We start from the raw sequence: 18364 nt of genomic DNA, 5'->3' as shown, positions 1-18364 counted from the left end.
TATAAAAACAATAAGTAGACGACTTTATGCTTGAAGACAAACATGAACTTGTAGATAAATTTGGCCGACGTTTTAATTATTTAAGACTTTCTATCACTGATGTATGTAATTTTAGCTGTAGCTATTGTTTACCTAACGGCTACCAATGTGATACGCCACGGACATTTTTAACACAAACAGAAATTACGAATGTAGTGAGTGCTTTTGCCAAACTTGGTACTAAAAAAATTCGTATAACGGGCGGTGAGCCATGCCTGCGTAAAGACCTGCCTGCAATTATCGAGCGCTGTAAGGCGACGAGCGGAATTACTGAAGTAGCACTCACCACAAATGGCTTTAACCTATTTGACAATATCGATGAATATAAGGCTGCGGGGCTTGATGCTATTAATGTCAGTATTGATAGTTTAGATCCGAATATGTTTAAACTGATCACAGGGCATGACAAGCTACAACACATATTAAAAGGAATTGCACGGGCACAACAGATAGGCATTAAGCGTATCAAAGTCAATGCTGTATTAGCCAAAGCATTTAATCATAATCAGCTTAAAGATTACCTAGCTTGGATAAAACATCAAGCAGTTACGGTGCGGTTTATTGAGTTGATGGAAACCGGTAATGGCACGCAATTTTTTGAGCAAAACCATTTAAGTGGTCAAGGCGTGAAAGAGAGTTTGCTGGCAGCGGGTTGGTTACAAGTTGTGAAGGGGACGCTGAATGGCCCTGCGCAAGAATTTTGGCATCCAGATTATCAAGGCCGGATAGGTTTGATCATGCCTTACAGCAAAAACTTCTGTCAAAGCTGTAATCGTTTACGCGTTTCAGCACTGGGGAAATTACATTTGTGCTTATTTGCTGATCAAGGCATCGACTTACGTAGTGCATTAAATTGTGGCACGCCAGAGCAAGCCGTAGAGCAAACGGTTAAACTGCTGCGCAGCGCAATGAGTAATAAAACCATTAGTCACGAGCTTGATAAGCGTTTTACCGGAGCAACTAAGCATTTAGCGATGTTAGGGGGGTAGCGTAATGGCTGTGACAGGATTAGTGTTAGCGGGTGGCAAGTCTTCACGCATGAAAGCGAATAAAGCCGACCTGCTATTTGGTGAGCAAACTCTGCAACAACGAAGTGTTGATTTATTGCGCAGCGCAGGTCTTAGCGAGGTGTTGATAAGCCGTAACGAAAACCATGAAAATACAGATTATCTAGTGGATATATACCCAAATAAAGGTCCACTGGGAGGCATATACAGCGCGCTTAAACAAACACCAAATGACCTATTTGTGGTAGCGATTGATATGCCATTACTTAATCGCGATCTAGTTATACGTTTACTGAATTTTTATGATCAACAAAAAGTGTTCAATAAAAAGATGTATGTAGCACATTTCAGTCATTCCCCATTACCAATTTATATTGAAAACAATCCAGTGACACAAGGTTATTTACACGCCACACTCACAACAAATGATAGTAACTGTTCAATTAAGCAATTTATAAAATCATGTCAAGGAGCGTCGCTGGAACACCCGCAAGTCAACGCATTTAGTAATATTAATACTCCTGTGCAATACAATGAATTATGTAAAGCACACAGTATCAAGTAATTTAATTAATCAATGTAACAAGAAGAAATAAATTATGACAACGACAGCAGATAACAGTGTGGTTAATATCGCAGTGCTAACAGTCAGTGATACCCGTGATGAAGATAGCGATACCTCAGGGCAGTATTTAGTCCAGGCATTACAAGGTGCAGGCCATCAATTGATTGATAAAAAAATTGTGAAAGACGATGTTTATCAAATGCGCGCAATTGCATCGCAATGGATCGCAGACGAAAATGTTCACGCAATTTTAGTTACCGGTGGTACCGGTTTTACAGAGCGAGATTCAACACCGGAGGCGATGCAACCGTTATTTGATAAAACGGTTGATGGTTTTGGTGAATTATTTAGGCACATTTCTTACAGTGAAATTGGCAGCTCGACTATTCAATCTAGAGCGCTTGCGGGGCTTGCAAATAATACAGTTATTTTCTGCATGCCTGGCTCAACTGGAGCGTGTAAAACAGCATGGACAGGTATCATCGCGCAGCAATTAAATTCAAGCTTTAAGCCGTGTAATTTTGTGCCACATATCAGTCGTGGCAGAGGCTGTGCAACTAGGGGGTAAGCATGTTAAGTCATATAGATGAGCACGGCCAAGCAAACATGGTTGATGTTTCACTGAAACAAGTTAGTTCTCGTGAAGCAATGGCGCAAGGGATGATCTCGATGTCTAAGCAGGCATTTTCAGAAGTCATTGCCAATGAAAATAAAAAAGGTGATGTCATCGGGGTCGCACGTATTGCAGGAATTCAAGCTGCAAAAAAATGCGCGGATCTGATCCCCCTATGTCATCCTCTGGCGTTGACTAAAGTGGCTGTTGATTTTGAGTTAGATGAACCAAACAGCACTATAAAAATAACCAGCTTATGCAAACTTGCAGGTAAAACTGGGGTTGAAATGGAAGCACTTACTGCAGTATCAGTAGCTGCCCTGACATTATTTGATATGTGTAAAGCTGCTGATCCAATGATGGAAATCCATTCAATTCGGGTGATCAAAAAAACTGGAGGCAAACATGGCGATTGGCAACGCGATTAAGCAATCAGCGAACACAATGACCAACCAAGTTAACCTCTTGTTTTTTGGGCAACTTAAAGAGCGCTTACAGTGCGAAAATTATAATATAGAAATTCAACACCCGCTTTCTATAGAGCAACTAAAGGCATATTTAGTGAGCTTAGAGCCTACATGGCAAGTGGCATTAAATGACAACTTATTGATTGCGGCGGTTAATCAGCAAATAGCCCAACAGCACGCGATTGTGAAAGGTGGTGATGAAGTGGCGTTCTTTCCACCAGTAACAGGGGGCTAATGTAATGACAATTGAAATTACCATTAGCCATGATGATTTTGATATTGGCGCATTGCATCATGCACTACAAATAGGTAACGTACAGCAAGGAGCTGTGGTTACCTTTACTGGTTTAGTAAGAGAATTTAGCCACGGCGATAATGTGGTGGCATTGGAACTTGAACACTATCCACAAATGACAGAGCAGCTGCTGCTAACTATTGCACAGCAAGCTCAACAGCGTTGGCAATTAGGCCGTATTAGTATTTACCATCGAATCGGTTATTTACCTTTGGGCGAGCAAATTGTATTTGTTGGTGTGACTGCGAAGCATCGCCAAAATGCCTTTGATGGGGCGCAATTTATTATGGATTATTTAAAAACACAGGCTACTTTTTGGAAAAAAGAACACTTTAGTCATACATCGCAGTGGGTTGAATTTAAAGCGTCTGATTTACAGGCGCAACAAAAGTGGCGCTAAGTTTTAAATTCCTATAAGGACAGCAACTAAAACGCTAGAGAGCTTGTGCAAAGCCTTTGCACTAAGTTTGTAAAGCAATACAAAGGAGCATTTTCAGTTGCTAAAATTTTACACGGTTATCTAGATTATACTTAATCGCATGAGATACAAGCAGCATTAAAGTCATATAACCAATAGCACAGCTAAGTTGCAGTTTATTCAGCGATAAGAGCAACGCGTTAAAAATCTCCTGTTTCTCGAAATTAAAAGCAGCTGCTTGTAATTAACAACTGCTTTTGCATTTCCAATGAGCGAAGCTACAAAATTAAGCTAATTAGTTTGTAGCTACTTAGGCCAAATATCAGCAATAACACAGGTAAAATGAGCATATTCACCTTAATTGAATTGGTGAAATCCCCCATAACTGATTTTTGATTGACCAGCCATACAAGGTATGTGGTGACTATCGGCAGTAATAACCCATTGGCGGCTTGAGCAAAGATGATGACATTAATAGGGTCTAAACCAAGTGACGCCACCGCAGTACCAAATACTAAGATAGCTGTAGCAACAAGTTTGAAGCGACTATTGTTCATATCATTAGACCAACCAAGCATACCGCATACGGCGTATGCGCCAGCAAGGGGAGCGGTGATCGCGCTGGTTAAGCCCGCAGCAAATAAGCCAATTGCAAAAAAATAATGGGCGGCATTACCCAGTAAGGGTTCTAATTGCATCGCCATATTTGCAGCGCTGATTTTTCCGACCTCAGAGCCGTAAAAAGCAACTGATGCGGTTGATAAAATCGCCAGTGTGATGACGCCACCCAAAGTGATTGATATGCCAGTATCTAGATTTGTTTGCTTAATGACTTTACGTTGATCTGTGTGTTTGTCATGTTTTGCAGCGAGTATACCTGAGTGTAAAAATAGGTTGTAAGGCACAATAGTAGTACCTACTAAGGCTAATACCGTTGTCGCTGAGCCTTCGGGTATACTTGGTATAAAGCCTGCTAGTAGTTGAGTGATGGGTGGGGCTGCCATGAGCAAAGTAGATATAAACACTAAGCTCATCAAAATGACTAAAAAGATCAGAGCGCTTTCTACCACTTTATGTTTGCCGCTATATAGCAATAAGGCGCTGAAGACTGCAATTAATGGCGTCCAAACTTGCGTGGCTACTTGAGGGAAAATTTCAATTAATCCCATTGTGGCGCCACTTAAGTTGCCAGCCTCATAGGCGGCACTGCCAATGCCTATGGCACTGATCACTAAAAAGGCGGCTAGGGGTTTAAATAACGGGTGCTGTATGTGAGTACGCAATGCTTGGGCAAGATCTTGACCTGTAACCACACCAAGGCGAGCGGCCATGGATTGCAATAATATCGTGGCTATCACTGAAAATAGTAATGTCCAGAGCAGCGCAAAGCCAAAGTTGGCACCGGCTATACTGGCGCTGGTGATGGTCCCTGGTCCGATAAAAGCAGCTGTAACAAGTAGGCCTGGTCCTAATCGCATAAGTAACCTTAAAAATTTATTTAATACACGTAACTGTATACAGTCACTCGGCGTGATTCAATATATCAATGGCTTACAGCATACAAGTTAATTAATAGTGTTAAAAGCACAATAAAAATTAAGTGTGTTGGGTGCTAAGCTGGCTATGCCGATCAGACATATAGGAAACAATGAAACGCCGTTTATATTCGCTCTATTGTCATTAGATATAACACTTAATTATGAAAATTTAGACTTCTGTATAATAGCGTATGGAGCTTATTGTGGTACTTTACGCCAACTTTTTGATAGCATTTTGTTAACAGAGATAATTAAAACCAAAAATAATGTTAAATAGCCATCAAAAATACAAAATTTAAAATTAAAACAGGACGTACCGTGTGAAAAACTTACTACGAGGTTTCAATCTATTTACCCTAGTGCTTTTGTGCTTTAGCTCCCCAACATGGGCAGTTGAAGGCCAATTAAATCTAACTAACTCAACTGTTGGCTTGATCTGTATTGGTATTTTTTGCATTGCCTATGCTGTGGTTATGCTCGAAGAAAAACTGCATTTACGAAAATCCAAACCAGTGTTGGTTGCAGCAGGCTTAATTTGGATTTTAATTGGTGCCTACTATGTAAACAATGATATGCCTGACATTACCGAAGCTGCATTTAGGCATAACTTACTCGAATTTGCCGAGCTAATGCTGTTCTTACTAGTGGCGATGACCTATATCAATGCATTAGAAGAGCGCAGGGTATTTGATGCGCTGCGTGCTTGGATGATCCGCAAAGGCTTTAATTATAAAAACTTATTTTGGATCACCGGCTTTTTAGCGTTCTTTATTTCCCCGATTGCCGATAACTTAACCACTGCATTATTAATGTGCGCAGTTGTAATGAAGGTGGCTGAAGGTGATAAACCGTTTATTAATCTTAGTTGTATTAATATTGTGATTGCAGCAAATGCAGGAGGGGCATTTAGTCCATTTGGTGATATTACCACCTTAATGGTCTGGCAGGCTGGTTTAGTTCATTTTAATGAGTTTATGGTTTTATTTTTACCATCATTAGTAAATTACCTTGTTCCTGCGGCAATAATGAGTTTTTACGTCGCTGATAAACAACCCACCGCACACTATGAAGATGTAGAGTTAAAGCGTGGGGCTGTACGAATTTTAGTATTGTTTTTACTAACGATAGGCACCGCCGTAGCAAGCCATAGCTTTTTACACCTGCCGCCTGTACTTGGCATGATGATGGGCTTAGGTTATTTACAATTTTTCGGTTATTTTTTAAGAATGACTTTGCCAGGCTCACTTGCTCGAAAAAGAGCGCATGCAGAGCAACTTGGTGACAATGATCGTTTAGCGAAGCTTGGTAGTGTTGTGCCTTTTGATGTATTTAGTAAAGTGTCGCGTGCAGAGTGGGATACCTTATTGTTCTTCTACGGAATTGTAATGTGTGTAGGCGGCTTAGGCTTTTTAGGTTATTTAAACTTAATGTCAGAGATGCTCTACGGTAATTGGTCGGCGACAACGGCTAACATATTCTTAGGGGTTATCTCCGCAGTTATCGACAACATACCTGTGATGTTTGCGGTGCTATCAATGCAACCAGATATGTCACACGGGCAATGGTTATTGATCACCTTAACAGCAGGGGTTGGCGGGAGTTTACTGTCAATCGGCTCTGCGGCTGGAGTGGCGCTTATGGGGCAAGCTCGAGGCTACTATACATTCTTTGGCCATTTAAAGTGGATGCCAGTCATAGCACTTGGTTATGGTGCCAGTATCATGCTGCATTTATGGTTAAACGCTGATCTTTTCTAATTAAAGAGCACACCTAAACAGCAAAATTAAAAGCGAACAGGTTGATACGTGTTCGCTTTTTCTTTATACAAATAAAGTTAAATTTTGTGAGCCAATTTAAGCCAATAATATAACTTGTAGGCACTGATATTAAAGGACAAATGTATTTTGTCTAGCTCCTGCTGGAGATAGATTTATTTGCCACTTAAATCACCTGAATAATTTGCTCTTGGTTTAAGCGTGATTTTGGCAGTTTGGCATTATAGTCAGTTTGTGTTTCGTGATAACCGATAACAAGTGCTACTTCACAAATATAGCCATCTAGCTCATCAGCAAAAAGTTCACTAATTAGCTCGCTATCAACGCCTTCCATTGGTGTTGAATCAATACCTAAGCGCGCAACAGCATGCATAGTATTACCCAGTGCTAAATAGGTTTGTGCTTTGCTCCATGTACCATTATTACCAGTATCATCAGTATTCAAGTCAACAAATGCATAGGCCCCAAAGGCTTGCTCACGGTTTTCTGCAGGCGTACGGCCATTTGCAATATCAGCATCAATCACTTTTGCATAATCTGCACGGCTATATTTTGGGTTGTAAGCAAACAAAATAATGTGTGATGCTGTTTTAATATGCGGCTGATTAAATTGAAACTTGTTTGCAAACGTATCATGCATGCGTTGTTTTGCTTGATCAGACTCAATAACAATGAACTTCCATGGCTGCGAGTTAATCGATGACGCAGATAAACGCATAGCTTGGCAGATAACAGCTAAATTGTCTGCAGATACACGTTTAGTTGCATCATATTTCTTGGTTGTGTAACGAGTTTCTAAGTCAGTAATAATCGGGTGTGTCATAAGTGGTTCCTGTAGCGAATAGCTTTATTTAAACAAAGCAGATTAATGAGATAGATGATAGCCCTTGCATTACTTTTGATAAACAGCATAATTATTGAATCATTATCAAATATATTTAGATAATATGCAGATTGACGATTTAAAACTTATTTTGAAAGTCGCAGAGTTTAAAAGTATCACCCTTGCAGCAGCAAAACTTGACATGCGTACAGCAACGGCCAGTGCTGCTATTAAACGAGTTGAGGCAACATTAGGTGTCGATTTATTTGTGCGAACTACGCGTCACTTAAGGCTTTCGGCTGCAGGAGAGCGTTATATTCCACAGTGCGAACAAGCAATAACCATACTTGAGCAAGCTCGGCAAAACCTCAAAGGTGAACAGGATGAGATTGAAGGCGAGCTGCGGGTAGCATTATCGTCAGATCTGGGCCGTAATTTAGTGATCCCGTGGATTGATGAAATTATGGATAATTACCCTAAAGTGAGCCTACGCACACATATAAGTGACAGTAACGTGGATTTTTATCGCGATTCGGTGGATATAGCGCTGCGCTATGGTTCGCCAAATGATGCGAATGTCTACGGATTTAAAATTTGTAATATTCCGCGATTGCTATGTGCCACACCACAATACATAAAATCCTATGGTGAACCCGAGCACCCAGATGATTTAGCCCAGCATCAAGGGTTATTCTATCAACTGCAAGATATTATCAATAACGTATGGGAATTCACCGATGGGAAAAATAAATTCAAAGTAAAAATGCAGGGCAAGCGTGCCTCTAATGATGGTGATCTAGTTAGGCGCTGGTGTGTATCAGGCAAAGGGCTTGCAGTAAAGTCGGCATTGGATATTGCTGATGATTTACTTAACGATCGAGTTGTCACAGTGATGAATGATTACCAGCATACCTGTGGTGAGTTGTGGCTCATTTGCCCAAGTCGCCAATCAATAACGCCTGCAGTGCGTTTATTACGAGATATATGCAGAGAAAAAGCGCGCGAGACACTTAGCCAGCTAATTGATAAAGGTGTACTTGAACACAACGTGCTTGATAACTAATTAGTCCTCGCACTTAATGAGTATTTAAGTATAAAATAACCCCGCTATTACAACCAAACTGTATTAGTGCATTCTCAGGGCGGGGCGAAATTCCCCACCGGCGGTATATTTTAAGTGATTTATCACGACAGAATGAGCCCGCGAGCGCTTTATTTCTATACTTAGTTATAAAGGTCAGCAGATCTGGTGCGAGACCAGAGCCGACGGTCATAGTCCGGATGAAAGAGAATATAGTTAATCTATAAAACAGTATTGACTGCCTGCTGGTGGTCTTTTTGCTGTGCCTTTCAATGTCCTGAATCTTTTCATATTTAAATAGGTATTAAAAATGATGATTCAGTCTTCTTTACTTAGCCAATTTGGCGAACCACTCGAGCGTGTTGAACGTGCTATTGTTGCATTGCAACGAGGTGAAGGTGTGCTTGTAGTGGATGATGAAAACCGTGAAAATGAAGGTGACTTTGTGTTTTCAGCACAGCACCTCACCACCGAGCAAATGGCGATGATGATCCGTGAAGGTAGCGGTATTGTGTGTTTATGCATGGGTGATGATCGCGTTAAACAACTCGATTTACCGCAAATGGTTGTTAACAATACCAGCCAAAATCAAACCGCTTATACGGTTACCATCGAAGCTAAAGTAGGTGTCACAACCGGCGTATCGGCCGCGGATAGAGTTACAACGATCAAAGCGGCAACCGCAGATAACGCCAAACCGGAGGATTTATCTCGACCTGGTCATGTCTTTGGCTTGCGCGCGCAAACCGGTGGTGTACTTGTTCGTCGTGGCCACACCGAAGCATCAATTGATTTGATGCAATTAGCGGGCTTAAAACCTTTTGGTGTTATTTGTGAGTTAAATAATGTGGATGGCTCTATGGCACGTTTACCACAAGTGAGTGAATTTGCTTTAAAGCAGAGCATGGTGGTGGTTTCAATTGAAGATTTAGTGCAATATATTCAATTAAGTCACCAACAAGCGTCTTAGCTAAAGAGCCGTAATAAAAAAGCCCGAGATGTTAACAGCTCGGGCTAGTTGGTTGGGATATCAAATTTTTACGAGTGAGTAGGGCTTACCTTTTTATCTATCGCGTTATCATCAAACGGTTTACCATCTTGTAACGCTTCTTTGCCGCGCAATTTGCGAATTAAACGTTTGGTATCTTCAAGTGCGACATATTGGCAAGGGATCAGGACCAGCGTAATTACGGTGGCAAATAACACACCAAACGCCAGTGATACAGCCATTGGGATAACGATTTTAGCTTGTAAGCTGGTTTCCATTATAATCGGTAAAACACCAATAAACGTGGTGACCGAAGTGAGCATAATTGCTCTAAAGCGACGAGCACCAGCTTGCATAACGGCGTCTTTAATTGCGACACCTTCAGCGCGTCCTTTATTAACAAAATCAACCATCACGAGCGAATCGTTCACAACAACACCGGCTACAGCAATGATCCCGAAGATCGATAACCCGCTCATCGTCATGCCTAAAATCATGTGCCCAAACATGGCGCCAATCACACCAAATGGGATCACCGACATAATGATTAAGGGCTGCGAATATGAACGCAGCGGTATCGCTAATAACGCGAAAATGATCATCATTGATAGTGCAAAATCACGCACTTGCTCAGCCACACTGTCCATTTCCTCTTGAATACGCCCAGCAACACTACTTTGTACACCAGGGTAGCTTTTCAATAGTGCAGGTAAGTATTCATCACGAATTTCTTTGGCAATTGCAAATGGTTCAACTTGGTCGGTATCAACGGCTGCCCATACGTTAACGGTACGTTTTGAGTTTTCACGACGTATACGGTTTACACCATCAACCAGTTTTACATCAGCAATTTCTGCTAAAGGTACTTCTGCACCACTGGGGCTGATTATACGAGCACTGGCGATATCGCTGATTGAATTACGTGCTTCTTGTGGGTAGCGGATCATGACTTTCACTTCTTCACCGTCACGTAAAATACGTTGTGCTTCAATACCGTAGTAACTAAAACTGACTTGTGAAGCCACATCAGCAAGGGTGAGGCCCATGCTGTACGCCAATGGTTTTAAATCAAGTTGTACTTCATCGGTGGCGCTTTGCATTGAGTCATTTACATCACCCACACCTTCCATGGTGTTGAGTTTCTCTTTTAACTTTGCCGCTACTTCTTTTAGCTGTTTGGCATCTTTTCCTTCAAGGCGAAAGCTAATATCACCGTCGTCTCGACCACCATTCATGATACTGTCTTGAATCGTTAAGGTTTTAACGCCCGGCAACGCTGGCATTTGTTCGCGCCACAGGGCGCTCAAAGCAAAGGTATCAATAGGGCGTAACTGTGGATCAATTAATACCGCCATAATGCTGGCCTCAGTACGACCACGTAAACTAACTGATAGATCACGTACCATGGCTGTGCCATATTGCTCTTTTAGTTGTTGATCAACATTTAAAATAACTTGCTCGATTTTCTGCGCTGTTTCTAAGGTGGCTTGCTCTGATGAGGCTAAGTTCATTTCAACAGAAATACGCGGAAAATCATGAGGAATTTTAGGGTTTGCGACAAATTTAACTAAACCACCAGCAAACATACCGCCGCTGACAATTAGTACGCAAATAAAGCCCACAATGACGGTATATCGGTAGTGAATACAATGACCAATAAATGGCGTGTAATAGTTATCTACAAAGCGTTTTAAACCACTATCCATTACTTTACGAAGGCGATGTAAGGGGTTTTTAGGATTCGGTTCACGGTGTTTCATTGCCGCTAAGTGAGCCGGTAAAATAAGTTTTGATTCAATTAGTGAGAAAATCAAACACAGAATAATAACTCCGCCAATCGCTTTGGAAAACGCAGCACCTGGGCCACTGGCTAAAGTTTGCGGCAAAAATGCAGCAATGGTCGTTAATACGCCGAAGGTGGCAGGCATAGCAACGCGTTTCACCCCGCGTACAACGTTATCAAGTGAGTGACCGTGTTTTTCAATTTCGGCACTGGCTGACTCACCCACCACGATGGCATCGTCAACCACAATACCGAGTACGAGGATAAAGGCAAACAAAGACGCCAAGTTGATGGTGACATCTAAAAAGCCCATTGGCATCATTAAGAAGGCGCCTAGGAATGACACAGGTAAACCCATCATCACCCAAAACGCTAAGCGCAGTGGTAAAAATAGCGCAAGCACCACCATTACTAACAGACCGCCCCATACCATGTTGTCGATCATCATGTCTAAACGACCTTCAAGGTAATAAGTTAAGTCAACTATGGGGGCAAGCTTAACACCCGCTGGAAGCTGGCCTGCTTTATCAGCTAAGTATTGCTTTAGCACTTTGGCAACTTTGGTAATATCTTGATCTTTTGAGGCATTTACTTCAAACGACAGCGAATTTTTACCATTATATTTTGAGTATTGCAGGCCTTCTGCAAAGCCATCGTTAATGGTTGCTACATCACCTAAATACACTTGCGCGCCATCAGGTAATAAAATCAGTGGTAGTTTTTCAAACTCATTACCGCGATAGGCTTGTTTTTCAACACGCATCGAAATATAGCCGTTTTCAGAACGAATTTGTCCTGCCGACATGTTGGCTGAAAAAGCACGTACGGTGCTGGCAATATCTCTAAAGGTTAAACCGTATTCGCGAAGTTTATCTGGACTGACTTCAATACTAATTTCGTAATCAAGGCCACCATTAAATTCAACGAGGTTGATTTGCGGTAAGGCTTGCAGCTCGTCTTTAATATTGTTGCCAAGCTCTTTGAGTTGATAATTGCTCATGTCGCCATAAAGGGCGAGGATCATTACTTCTTGCTCAAACTTATCATGGCGTACAATTGGGCGTTCCATGTCAGCAGGGAAGGTATTGATTGCATCAACTTGCATTTTTATTTCATCGAGTACTTCTTTAGTATCGTATTTTTCTTCGATTTCGATCCAAGCTTGAGAATAGCCACGGTTGGAGTAGGTAATTTTCCGTTTAATGCCTTCTAAGCCTTCGAGGGCTTCTTCGACTTTAATGGTGATACCTTCTTCAACTTCTTGCGGGGCAGCGCCTGGGTAGACCGCTTGTACGCTGATCCAATTATTTTCAAACTGCGGGAACATCTGTTTACGAATAGAAAACGCCGTTAAAATGCCGCCAACTAAAATAAAAATCATCAATAGGTTTGCCGCAACAGGGTTACGTGCAAACCAAGCAATTAAGCCTTTTTCGCTATGAATGCCCATGACTTATTCCTCTTTCAACGCAAGTTGCGTTGCACCAGCAGGCTTATCAGCATTATTTAGTTTGACTTGCATGCCTTCGGTTGGGAAATCTAAAGCAGATGTGATCAATTGCTCACCATCATTTAAACCTTGTGACGCGATAACCATGCCATTTTGTTCTCTAATAATATTAAGAGGTTTAAACGAAAGTGTTAAATCATCATTCATTACTGCGATTTTGCCGTTTTTCACTAAGTGATGAGGAACGATAATCGCATTATCTAGTTCACGCCCTGAAATAGTGGCATTGATATAAGAGCCAAAGCGCAGTGGCTGTTCACTGGCATAAGGGGTATTCACTTGTGCTACTAAATAACTCATTCGACTTTTTTGATCGATAACGCCTTCACTGCGCACAATTTTAGCTTGCCAGGTTGTTGGCTTGCCAGCGTAGTCAGCATTGAGCGTAACGTTTGCGCCGATACCGCTGTTAGTTAAATATTGCAGTTCTTTATCAGCCACTGGCAGACGAATTTCAGCAACTAAAGTTGAACTTAAGGCGCCAAACTGGCTACCGGGGTTAACAACACTACCTAAACTAATTGCCCGTTCAGAAATAATCGCATCATACGGTGCCTTAATATAAGTGCGCTCTAAATTTCGCTTGGCACGTTTTTCGGATGCTTGCGCTGCGCGATAGCGAGCAAGTTTTTCTGCTAACTGCGGTTTGCGTAAATATAATTGTGATGGGATCATTTGGTTTGAATCGTCTTTTATACGGTCCCATTCAGCCTGTGCTACATGTGCTTGTGCGCGTTCAATCTCTAAGTCCGAGCTTGCTTGCGCCAACCCAGCTTGCGCTTCAATTAACGCCGCTTCATAATCATTTGGATCTATTCGTGCTAGAATATCCCCTTGCTTAACAAAACCACCTTGGACGAATTGTTCAGAGACAAACACTACTTGGCCACTCACTTGTGCAACCAATGGGGTGTGATCTTTTGCTTTTACAACCCCATACGATTTAACGTCTAAGGAAATTGCATCAAGGTGAACAGGATTAACAGAGACCAATGGGCGTGTATCTTGTGCTGGTTTTTCTTCAGGCGGTTGTTTCATTGCTGAAAACGCAACCGCGAGACCTACACCCGCGATTAACACGGCAATAGGTAACATGATTTGTTTTTTAGTAGCCACAGGGCTTTCCTCATAATTTGGTGACGTTGTGAGTATAATGAAGAAAGTGTTTACAAGGCGTATGAAGATGTAACAAGTCATTACACAATTAACATATTGATGAAATAAATCACAAAAGGGGCGAATTATGAACACATCAACAATGGCTTGTCGGTTGGGTTGTGGCGCATGTTGTATAGCGCCGAGTATCAGCTCGCCAATCCCAGGAATGCCACAGGGTAAAAAAGCGGGAGAACGCTGTATTCAGTTAGATAACAATAATTTATGTAAGTTGTTTGGTGATGAAAGTCGGCCGAAAGTGTGTAGTGATTTTACTGCAACAATTGATGTATGTGGTACCAGCAACGCGCAAGCATTGCAGTTGATCACTGAACTTGAACAGATGACATGATATATTTTTACTTCGACAAGTAGACGAATTTAGGCATTAACTTTGAGGTTTTTGTATGTTTTTTTGTCCATTAAAGTTGTTGTAAGTTGTAAGTTGTAAATATAAATTGTATATTTTGTAGCTGATGAGTGTGGGTGCAGCTATAAACGATGGTGTTTAATCTGAAATATTCGTTCTTAATTTTTATATTGTTAATCTTTGGTTGTGGCTCAACAGCGAATTTAGAGGATGATATTAGTTCTTCTGTTGTTGCGATTAATGACTCAACAATTGAGTTCATTGGCTCGACAAATGAAGTCAACTTAGAAAAGTTAAAAGAGTTATTAGAAAAACACCCTAAGGATTATAAAACGCTAGAAATCAACAGTGGCGGTGGTGATGTTTTTGCAGGTATGGAAATTGGAAAACTTGTTAAGGAATATCATTTAAAGGTCGTCGTAAAAGGGCAGTGTGCTTCTTCATGCGCTAATTATATAGCAACAGCATCGCATTATGTTTTAGTTACCAAAAACTCAATTATAGGTTGGCATGGTTCAGGTTTTCAGCATTTTTATTATCAACCTAAGTCCCATAGCTTTTTTATAAAAGTTTTGTTTTTCATTTTTGGGATTGATGAAAATGAAGCTTTAGCTAAAATAATTAAAGAATGGCAATTAGCAGAATACGAATATTTTCGCACTGTGACAGATGTTGATTTGGTTATAACGGTATTAGATATGATGCCTGAGTTTAAAAGAAACGCTGTTCTGTTTAGTTATGATACTTTAACTTTGAAGCGTTTAGGTTTAAATATAGAGTTCGAAGGTCCGCAAAAAGCCAGCTTTAAAGTTACTGATAAAATATACTACTTAGATGTTTTTTATATAGAAGAAAAAAAGCTTCAAGAATTGTCAAATTCATTTCATGAAAAAGTGAACAAAAAAATCGCAAGTTATAACTATCATAAATGATGTGAATATGGAGCAATGCAAGACTACGAAAAAGCTATAGACTCAATATCTTTTCATGGTAAGTGTTACCACGTTGAGTTTTTCTGTTTTGCTTGAGGCTGATATTAAATCTGTGTAACTGCCTATAATTAATCTATATAAAAAATTTAGGATAGGCAGTGTTGAATAAAAACGAACTAAAAAAGCGTTTGCTAGCATAGACTTTAAATGCGACTTATTTTGTTACTAATATCAATTAGTTGATTACCAGCTATAAGTTGCGCTCAGCGTGTATTGTTCACCACGCCCTGGTGTGCCGGGGATCTCTTCAAATGCTTCGCCCCATAGGTTATCAGCTGATAGTGTGATAAATAAGTTATCAAGTGTTGGCGGGGTTATTTTTAATGTGAGATGTGTAAATAACGCTTCATCATCACCGTTTCTTAATACATTTTCATGTTGTTTACGCCATTCGTTATCAATTCTAAATTCAAGCACATCCATAGGCTGCCAAACAGCACCGAGTGTGATACGGTGATCAGGAAAATTCAAGGCATAAAAACTGGCATCGATATCTGCTGCGCCATAATTTTCTGATTTATGCAGATACGTGTAACTGCTAATAAGCTCAATAGTATCAAACTGTTTAGTTGCTAAAAACTCAATGCCCGCGGTGTATATATCAACTGGGTTAGCGGCGCGGGCAGAAGTAGAGCTGTAGCTGTAGGTCCAATCAGTAAGATTTTCATCTTGGCGGTAAAAAATAGCTGAATCTAAGCGCCAAGATTGCTGTTCAAGTAATAAACCAAGCTCTAGGTTTTGAGTGGTTTCGCGCTCAAGATTATAATTACTTCTAAATAACCCACCTGATTCACTGCCACCAATAGCTGTGTATCCGGCTACTTGACTTGCCTGAGCAAACGATAAGTACACTGTGCGCTCTGTGCCATCATTATTTTGAGTACGCCAATTAAGATCCCCAAGCAGTGAAAATTGTGAGTCATCTCTATTCGTGTCGTCAAAAGCTGCTCCTAAGCGAATAGTCACTAATTGGTTAGCTGCAATGGCGGTTTGATATTCTGGTAACACACTGAGTTTATAATAATTACGCGAGGTAAAGTTATTTTCAAGCGTGGTTGATTCAATCGAATCCTCCATATATTGCGCGGAGTAATTTATTGCAAATGACTCAGTATTGTTATGGCGGCCTGATAGCGCGAGAGATTTTACCTGTGTTTGATGAAATGCTTCAAATGCGCTGGGGTTTTCACGTGAGTAAATATAATGGTCATCATTTTTGCGATAATAAGCGGATATTTCAAACGTACTCTGTTTAGCATAGCCTTGCTTATGGTTAAGGATAAATAATTGCGTATCCAGATCTTCGGTTTCGTTTACCCCAAATGGCGTATATAAGTTTGGCCAGCCAAAAAACTTTTGCTGCGAGCCATAAAATAAGTCTGTTTGTGATTGCGGGCCAGTTAATTGCACTCGGCCAGATGCACGGGTAAAGTCATGATCGCCATTGTCTATTGTGCCGTCACTTTGCGAGTGCGCGTAGTCACCTTGAAAACCTAACTGCCAATCAGGTTTGCCTGAAAGTGGCACATTGACTCCAGCATTGATGCTTTGTAAATTAAAGTCGTTATTACCCGTACCTAATGACACACTGCCACCAGTATTAATAGGCGTCCAACCAAACGACACCGTACCAACTGAACTATTTACACCATACAGGGCATTTTCGACACCAGTAAAAATATCTGCGGTATCTAGCATTTGCGGTGCAATAGGGATCTCAGCAAAATAATGACCTGATTGTGGGTCAAATAAAGTTGCACTGCCTACCCGAAAGCCGGTGTTTTCAAAAATACCGCCACGGATAGTCACATCCGCTTGTGCTTCGGCCATATTACGAGATTGCAAATCAACTCGCGGATCATATTCTAAGTTAGACACAGGGGCATCAAATGTACCAACGGGAAGTTGATTGGCCGTGGCTGAAGCGTGCACTGCGATTTGTTCAATCTCATCGGTATTGCTTTTTTGCTCGGCTGCTAATGTTAATGTTGAAAAACTACATAACAAGGTAGGTAATGCTAGGTGTACAGGTTTGATCACGTTAAAATCTCTTTGCGCTTATACTATTGTTCTAGTTGTGCAGTTAGGTACATCAGTTATTTTATTATTGAGTACATTCTTAGCACGTGATTAAAATAGGGCGTTATTGTATCTGATTGAGAAAAAATTGCATTTGCTAATCATGTATCTCTTTGGCTGTTCACTCTTAATTCTGCTAAACACTTGCTAGGTTGTACTCTATGAATACTGTTAATAATACTGATTTCGAAACCGTATATTTTGCTGGTGGTTGCTTATGGGGTGTACAAGAGTTTATTAAGCATTTACCTGGTGTAATAAGCACTGAAGCTGGACGTGCCAATGGGACAAGCAACACGACAGCGGGCGATTATGATGGTTATGCTGAATGTGTGCTTGTGGTGTTTGATACCAATAAGGTAGAGCTGCATACGTTGATCAGCTATTTCTTTGAAATTATTGATCCCTATAGTATTAACAAGCAAGGGGATGATGTTGGACCTAAGTACCGTACTGCTATTTATAGTAAACAGCCAACACACCTAACCATAGCACGTGATTATATTAACAAGCGAGATGATGCTGCTAAAATTGTGGTCGAAGTACTTCCTTTAACCAATTACGTAGCAAGCGATATAGAGCATCAAGACCGTTTAACTCACTTCCCCGATGACTACTGTCATATTCCACGAGTTTTACTACATAAATACAAAAACTAATGTAATAGATCTTAACTTCATATCTGCTTTAACATATCACGCTTAATATGATACCAATCGTCTTAAGTTACTGACCACTTATAGCGACAGGTAAATACAGTGATAACAAGGCAGAAATTTTGACATGTAGTTGTTCTACTTGAAAAATTACTAACGCTGTTAGCGCTTTATTTAGCCCGCTAGAATGGTTAAATATTTAAGCATATT

17 protein-coding genes and 1 riboswitch are annotated in these 18364 nt (G+C 40.7%); of the genes, 12 read left to right on the top strand and 5 right to left on the bottom strand.

Annotated features, from left to right (window positions below):
* Positions 1 to 26 precede the first annotated feature (26 nt).
* The 6 genes from moaA to moaE are packed head-to-tail and all read left to right on the top strand — an operon-like array spanning position 27 to position 3386.
* On the top strand, positions 27 to 1028 hold the full coding sequence (gene moaA, locus CWB85_RS16315) for a GTP 3',8-cyclase MoaA (RefSeq protein ID WP_016707413.1): 1002 nt from the start codon (positions 27 to 29) through the stop codon (positions 1026 to 1028).
* 4 nt (positions 1029 to 1032) lie between these two features.
* Positions 1033 to 1611, top strand: a complete 579-nt coding sequence (gene mobA / locus CWB85_RS16310; RefSeq protein WP_016707412.1) for a molybdenum cofactor guanylyltransferase — start codon at positions 1033 to 1035, stop codon at positions 1609 to 1611.
* A 34-nt stretch (positions 1612 to 1645) separates the two neighbouring features.
* Entirely contained in the window at positions 1646 to 2179 is a 534-nt protein-coding gene (gene moaB / locus CWB85_RS16305) for a molybdenum cofactor biosynthesis protein B (protein WP_138555452.1), read from the top strand.
* A 2-nt stretch (positions 2180 to 2181) separates the two neighbouring features.
* Positions 2182 to 2652, top strand: a complete 471-nt coding sequence (gene moaC / locus CWB85_RS16300) for a cyclic pyranopterin monophosphate synthase MoaC (protein ID WP_138555451.1) — start codon at positions 2182 to 2184, stop codon at positions 2650 to 2652.
* Positions 2630 to 2926: a MoaD/ThiS family protein gene (locus CWB85_RS16295; RefSeq protein WP_016707409.1), complete on the top strand. Its 297-nt coding sequence runs from the start codon at positions 2630 to 2632 to the stop codon at positions 2924 to 2926. The genes moaC and CWB85_RS16295 overlap by 23 nt, the downstream gene beginning before the upstream one ends.
* Positions 2927 to 2930: 4 nt before the next feature.
* Positions 2931 to 3386, top strand: a complete 456-nt coding sequence (moaE, locus tag CWB85_RS16290) for a molybdopterin synthase catalytic subunit MoaE (protein WP_138555450.1) — start codon at positions 2931 to 2933, stop codon at positions 3384 to 3386.
* A gap of 296 nt (positions 3387 to 3682) precedes the next feature.
* Here the strand turns inward: moaE and CWB85_RS16285 are convergent, their stop codons facing one another.
* Positions 3683 to 4882 carry an Nramp family divalent metal transporter gene (locus tag CWB85_RS16285; RefSeq protein WP_138555449.1) on the bottom strand — a complete coding sequence of 400 codons (1200 nt, stop codon included), beginning with the start codon at positions 4880 to 4882 and terminating at the stop codon, positions 3683 to 3685.
* Positions 4883 to 5262: 380 nt separating this feature from the next.
* Here CWB85_RS16285 and nhaD point away from each other — a divergent pair, with 380 nt between their 5' ends.
* Positions 5263 to 6699 (top strand): sodium:proton antiporter NhaD, encoded by a 1437-nt coding sequence (gene nhaD / locus CWB85_RS16280; protein WP_171039029.1) that lies wholly within the window; start codon positions 5263 to 5265, stop codon positions 6697 to 6699.
* 184 nt (positions 6700 to 6883) lie between these two features.
* Here the strand turns inward: nhaD and CWB85_RS16275 are convergent, their stop codons facing one another.
* Positions 6884 to 7540 carry a nitroreductase family protein gene (locus CWB85_RS16275; RefSeq protein ID WP_138555448.1) on the bottom strand — a complete coding sequence of 219 codons (657 nt, stop codon included), beginning with the start codon at positions 7538 to 7540 and terminating at the stop codon, positions 6884 to 6886.
* A gap of 124 nt (positions 7541 to 7664) precedes the next feature.
* Here CWB85_RS16275 and CWB85_RS16270 point away from each other — a divergent pair, with 124 nt between their 5' ends.
* Both CWB85_RS16270 and ribB read left to right on the top strand, forming a co-directional pair.
* Positions 7665 to 8603 carry a LysR family transcriptional regulator gene (locus CWB85_RS16270; RefSeq protein ID WP_138555475.1) on the top strand — a complete coding sequence of 313 codons (939 nt, stop codon included), beginning with the start codon at positions 7665 to 7667 and terminating at the stop codon, positions 8601 to 8603.
* Positions 8604 to 8669: 66 nt separating this feature from the next.
* Positions 8670 to 8837, top strand: a riboswitch (FMN riboswitch).
* 100 nt (positions 8838 to 8937) lie between these two features.
* The gene (ribB, locus tag CWB85_RS16265; protein ID WP_138555474.1) at positions 8938 to 9591 is read left to right on the top strand and encodes a 3,4-dihydroxy-2-butanone-4-phosphate synthase; all 654 of its coding nucleotides are present in this window, start codon (positions 8938 to 8940) and stop codon (positions 9589 to 9591) included.
* A gap of 68 nt (positions 9592 to 9659) precedes the next feature.
* Here ribB and CWB85_RS16260 read toward each other — a convergent pair whose 3' ends face one another.
* The gene (locus CWB85_RS16260; protein WP_138555447.1) at positions 9660 to 12842 is read right to left on the bottom strand and encodes an efflux RND transporter permease subunit; all 3183 of its coding nucleotides are present in this window, start codon (positions 12840 to 12842) and stop codon (positions 9660 to 9662) included.
* A gap of 3 nt (positions 12843 to 12845) precedes the next feature.
* Positions 12846 to 14018 (bottom strand): efflux RND transporter periplasmic adaptor subunit, encoded by a 1173-nt coding sequence (locus CWB85_RS16255; protein ID WP_016707401.1) that lies wholly within the window; start codon positions 14016 to 14018, stop codon positions 12846 to 12848.
* A gap of 127 nt (positions 14019 to 14145) precedes the next feature.
* Between CWB85_RS16255 and CWB85_RS16250 the strand changes: the two genes are divergently transcribed.
* Together CWB85_RS16250 and CWB85_RS16245 are read left to right on the top strand one after the other, a co-directional pair.
* Positions 14146 to 14409 (top strand): YkgJ family cysteine cluster protein, encoded by a 264-nt coding sequence (locus CWB85_RS16250; RefSeq protein ID WP_016707400.1) that lies wholly within the window; start codon positions 14146 to 14148, stop codon positions 14407 to 14409.
* 188 nt (positions 14410 to 14597) lie between these two features.
* Complete coding sequence (locus CWB85_RS16245) at positions 14598 to 15359, top strand: Clp protease/crotonase-like domain-containing protein (RefSeq protein ID WP_138555446.1); 762 nt, start codon at positions 14598 to 14600, stop codon at positions 15357 to 15359.
* 243 nt (positions 15360 to 15602) lie between these two features.
* On the opposite strand, the gene CWB85_RS16240 is transcribed toward CWB85_RS16245, so the two are convergent.
* Complete coding sequence (locus CWB85_RS16240; RefSeq protein WP_138555445.1) at positions 15603 to 17459, bottom strand: TonB-dependent receptor plug domain-containing protein; 1857 nt, start codon at positions 17457 to 17459, stop codon at positions 15603 to 15605.
* 200 nt (positions 17460 to 17659) lie between these two features.
* On the opposite strand from CWB85_RS16240, the gene CWB85_RS16235 reads away from it, so the two are divergent.
* Complete coding sequence (locus CWB85_RS16235; protein ID WP_138555444.1) at positions 17660 to 18157, top strand: peptide-methionine (S)-S-oxide reductase; 498 nt, start codon at positions 17660 to 17662, stop codon at positions 18155 to 18157.
* The last annotated feature ends 207 nt before the right edge of the window (positions 18158 to 18364 follow it).

It is taken from the genome of Pseudoalteromonas sp. S1727 (assembly GCF_005886375.1).
Classification (GTDB): Bacteria; Pseudomonadota; Gammaproteobacteria; order Enterobacterales; family Alteromonadaceae; genus Pseudoalteromonas; species Pseudoalteromonas haloplanktis.
Note: the sequence above shows the minus strand (reverse complement) of the source record. Positions and strands in the feature narration are given on the sequence as shown.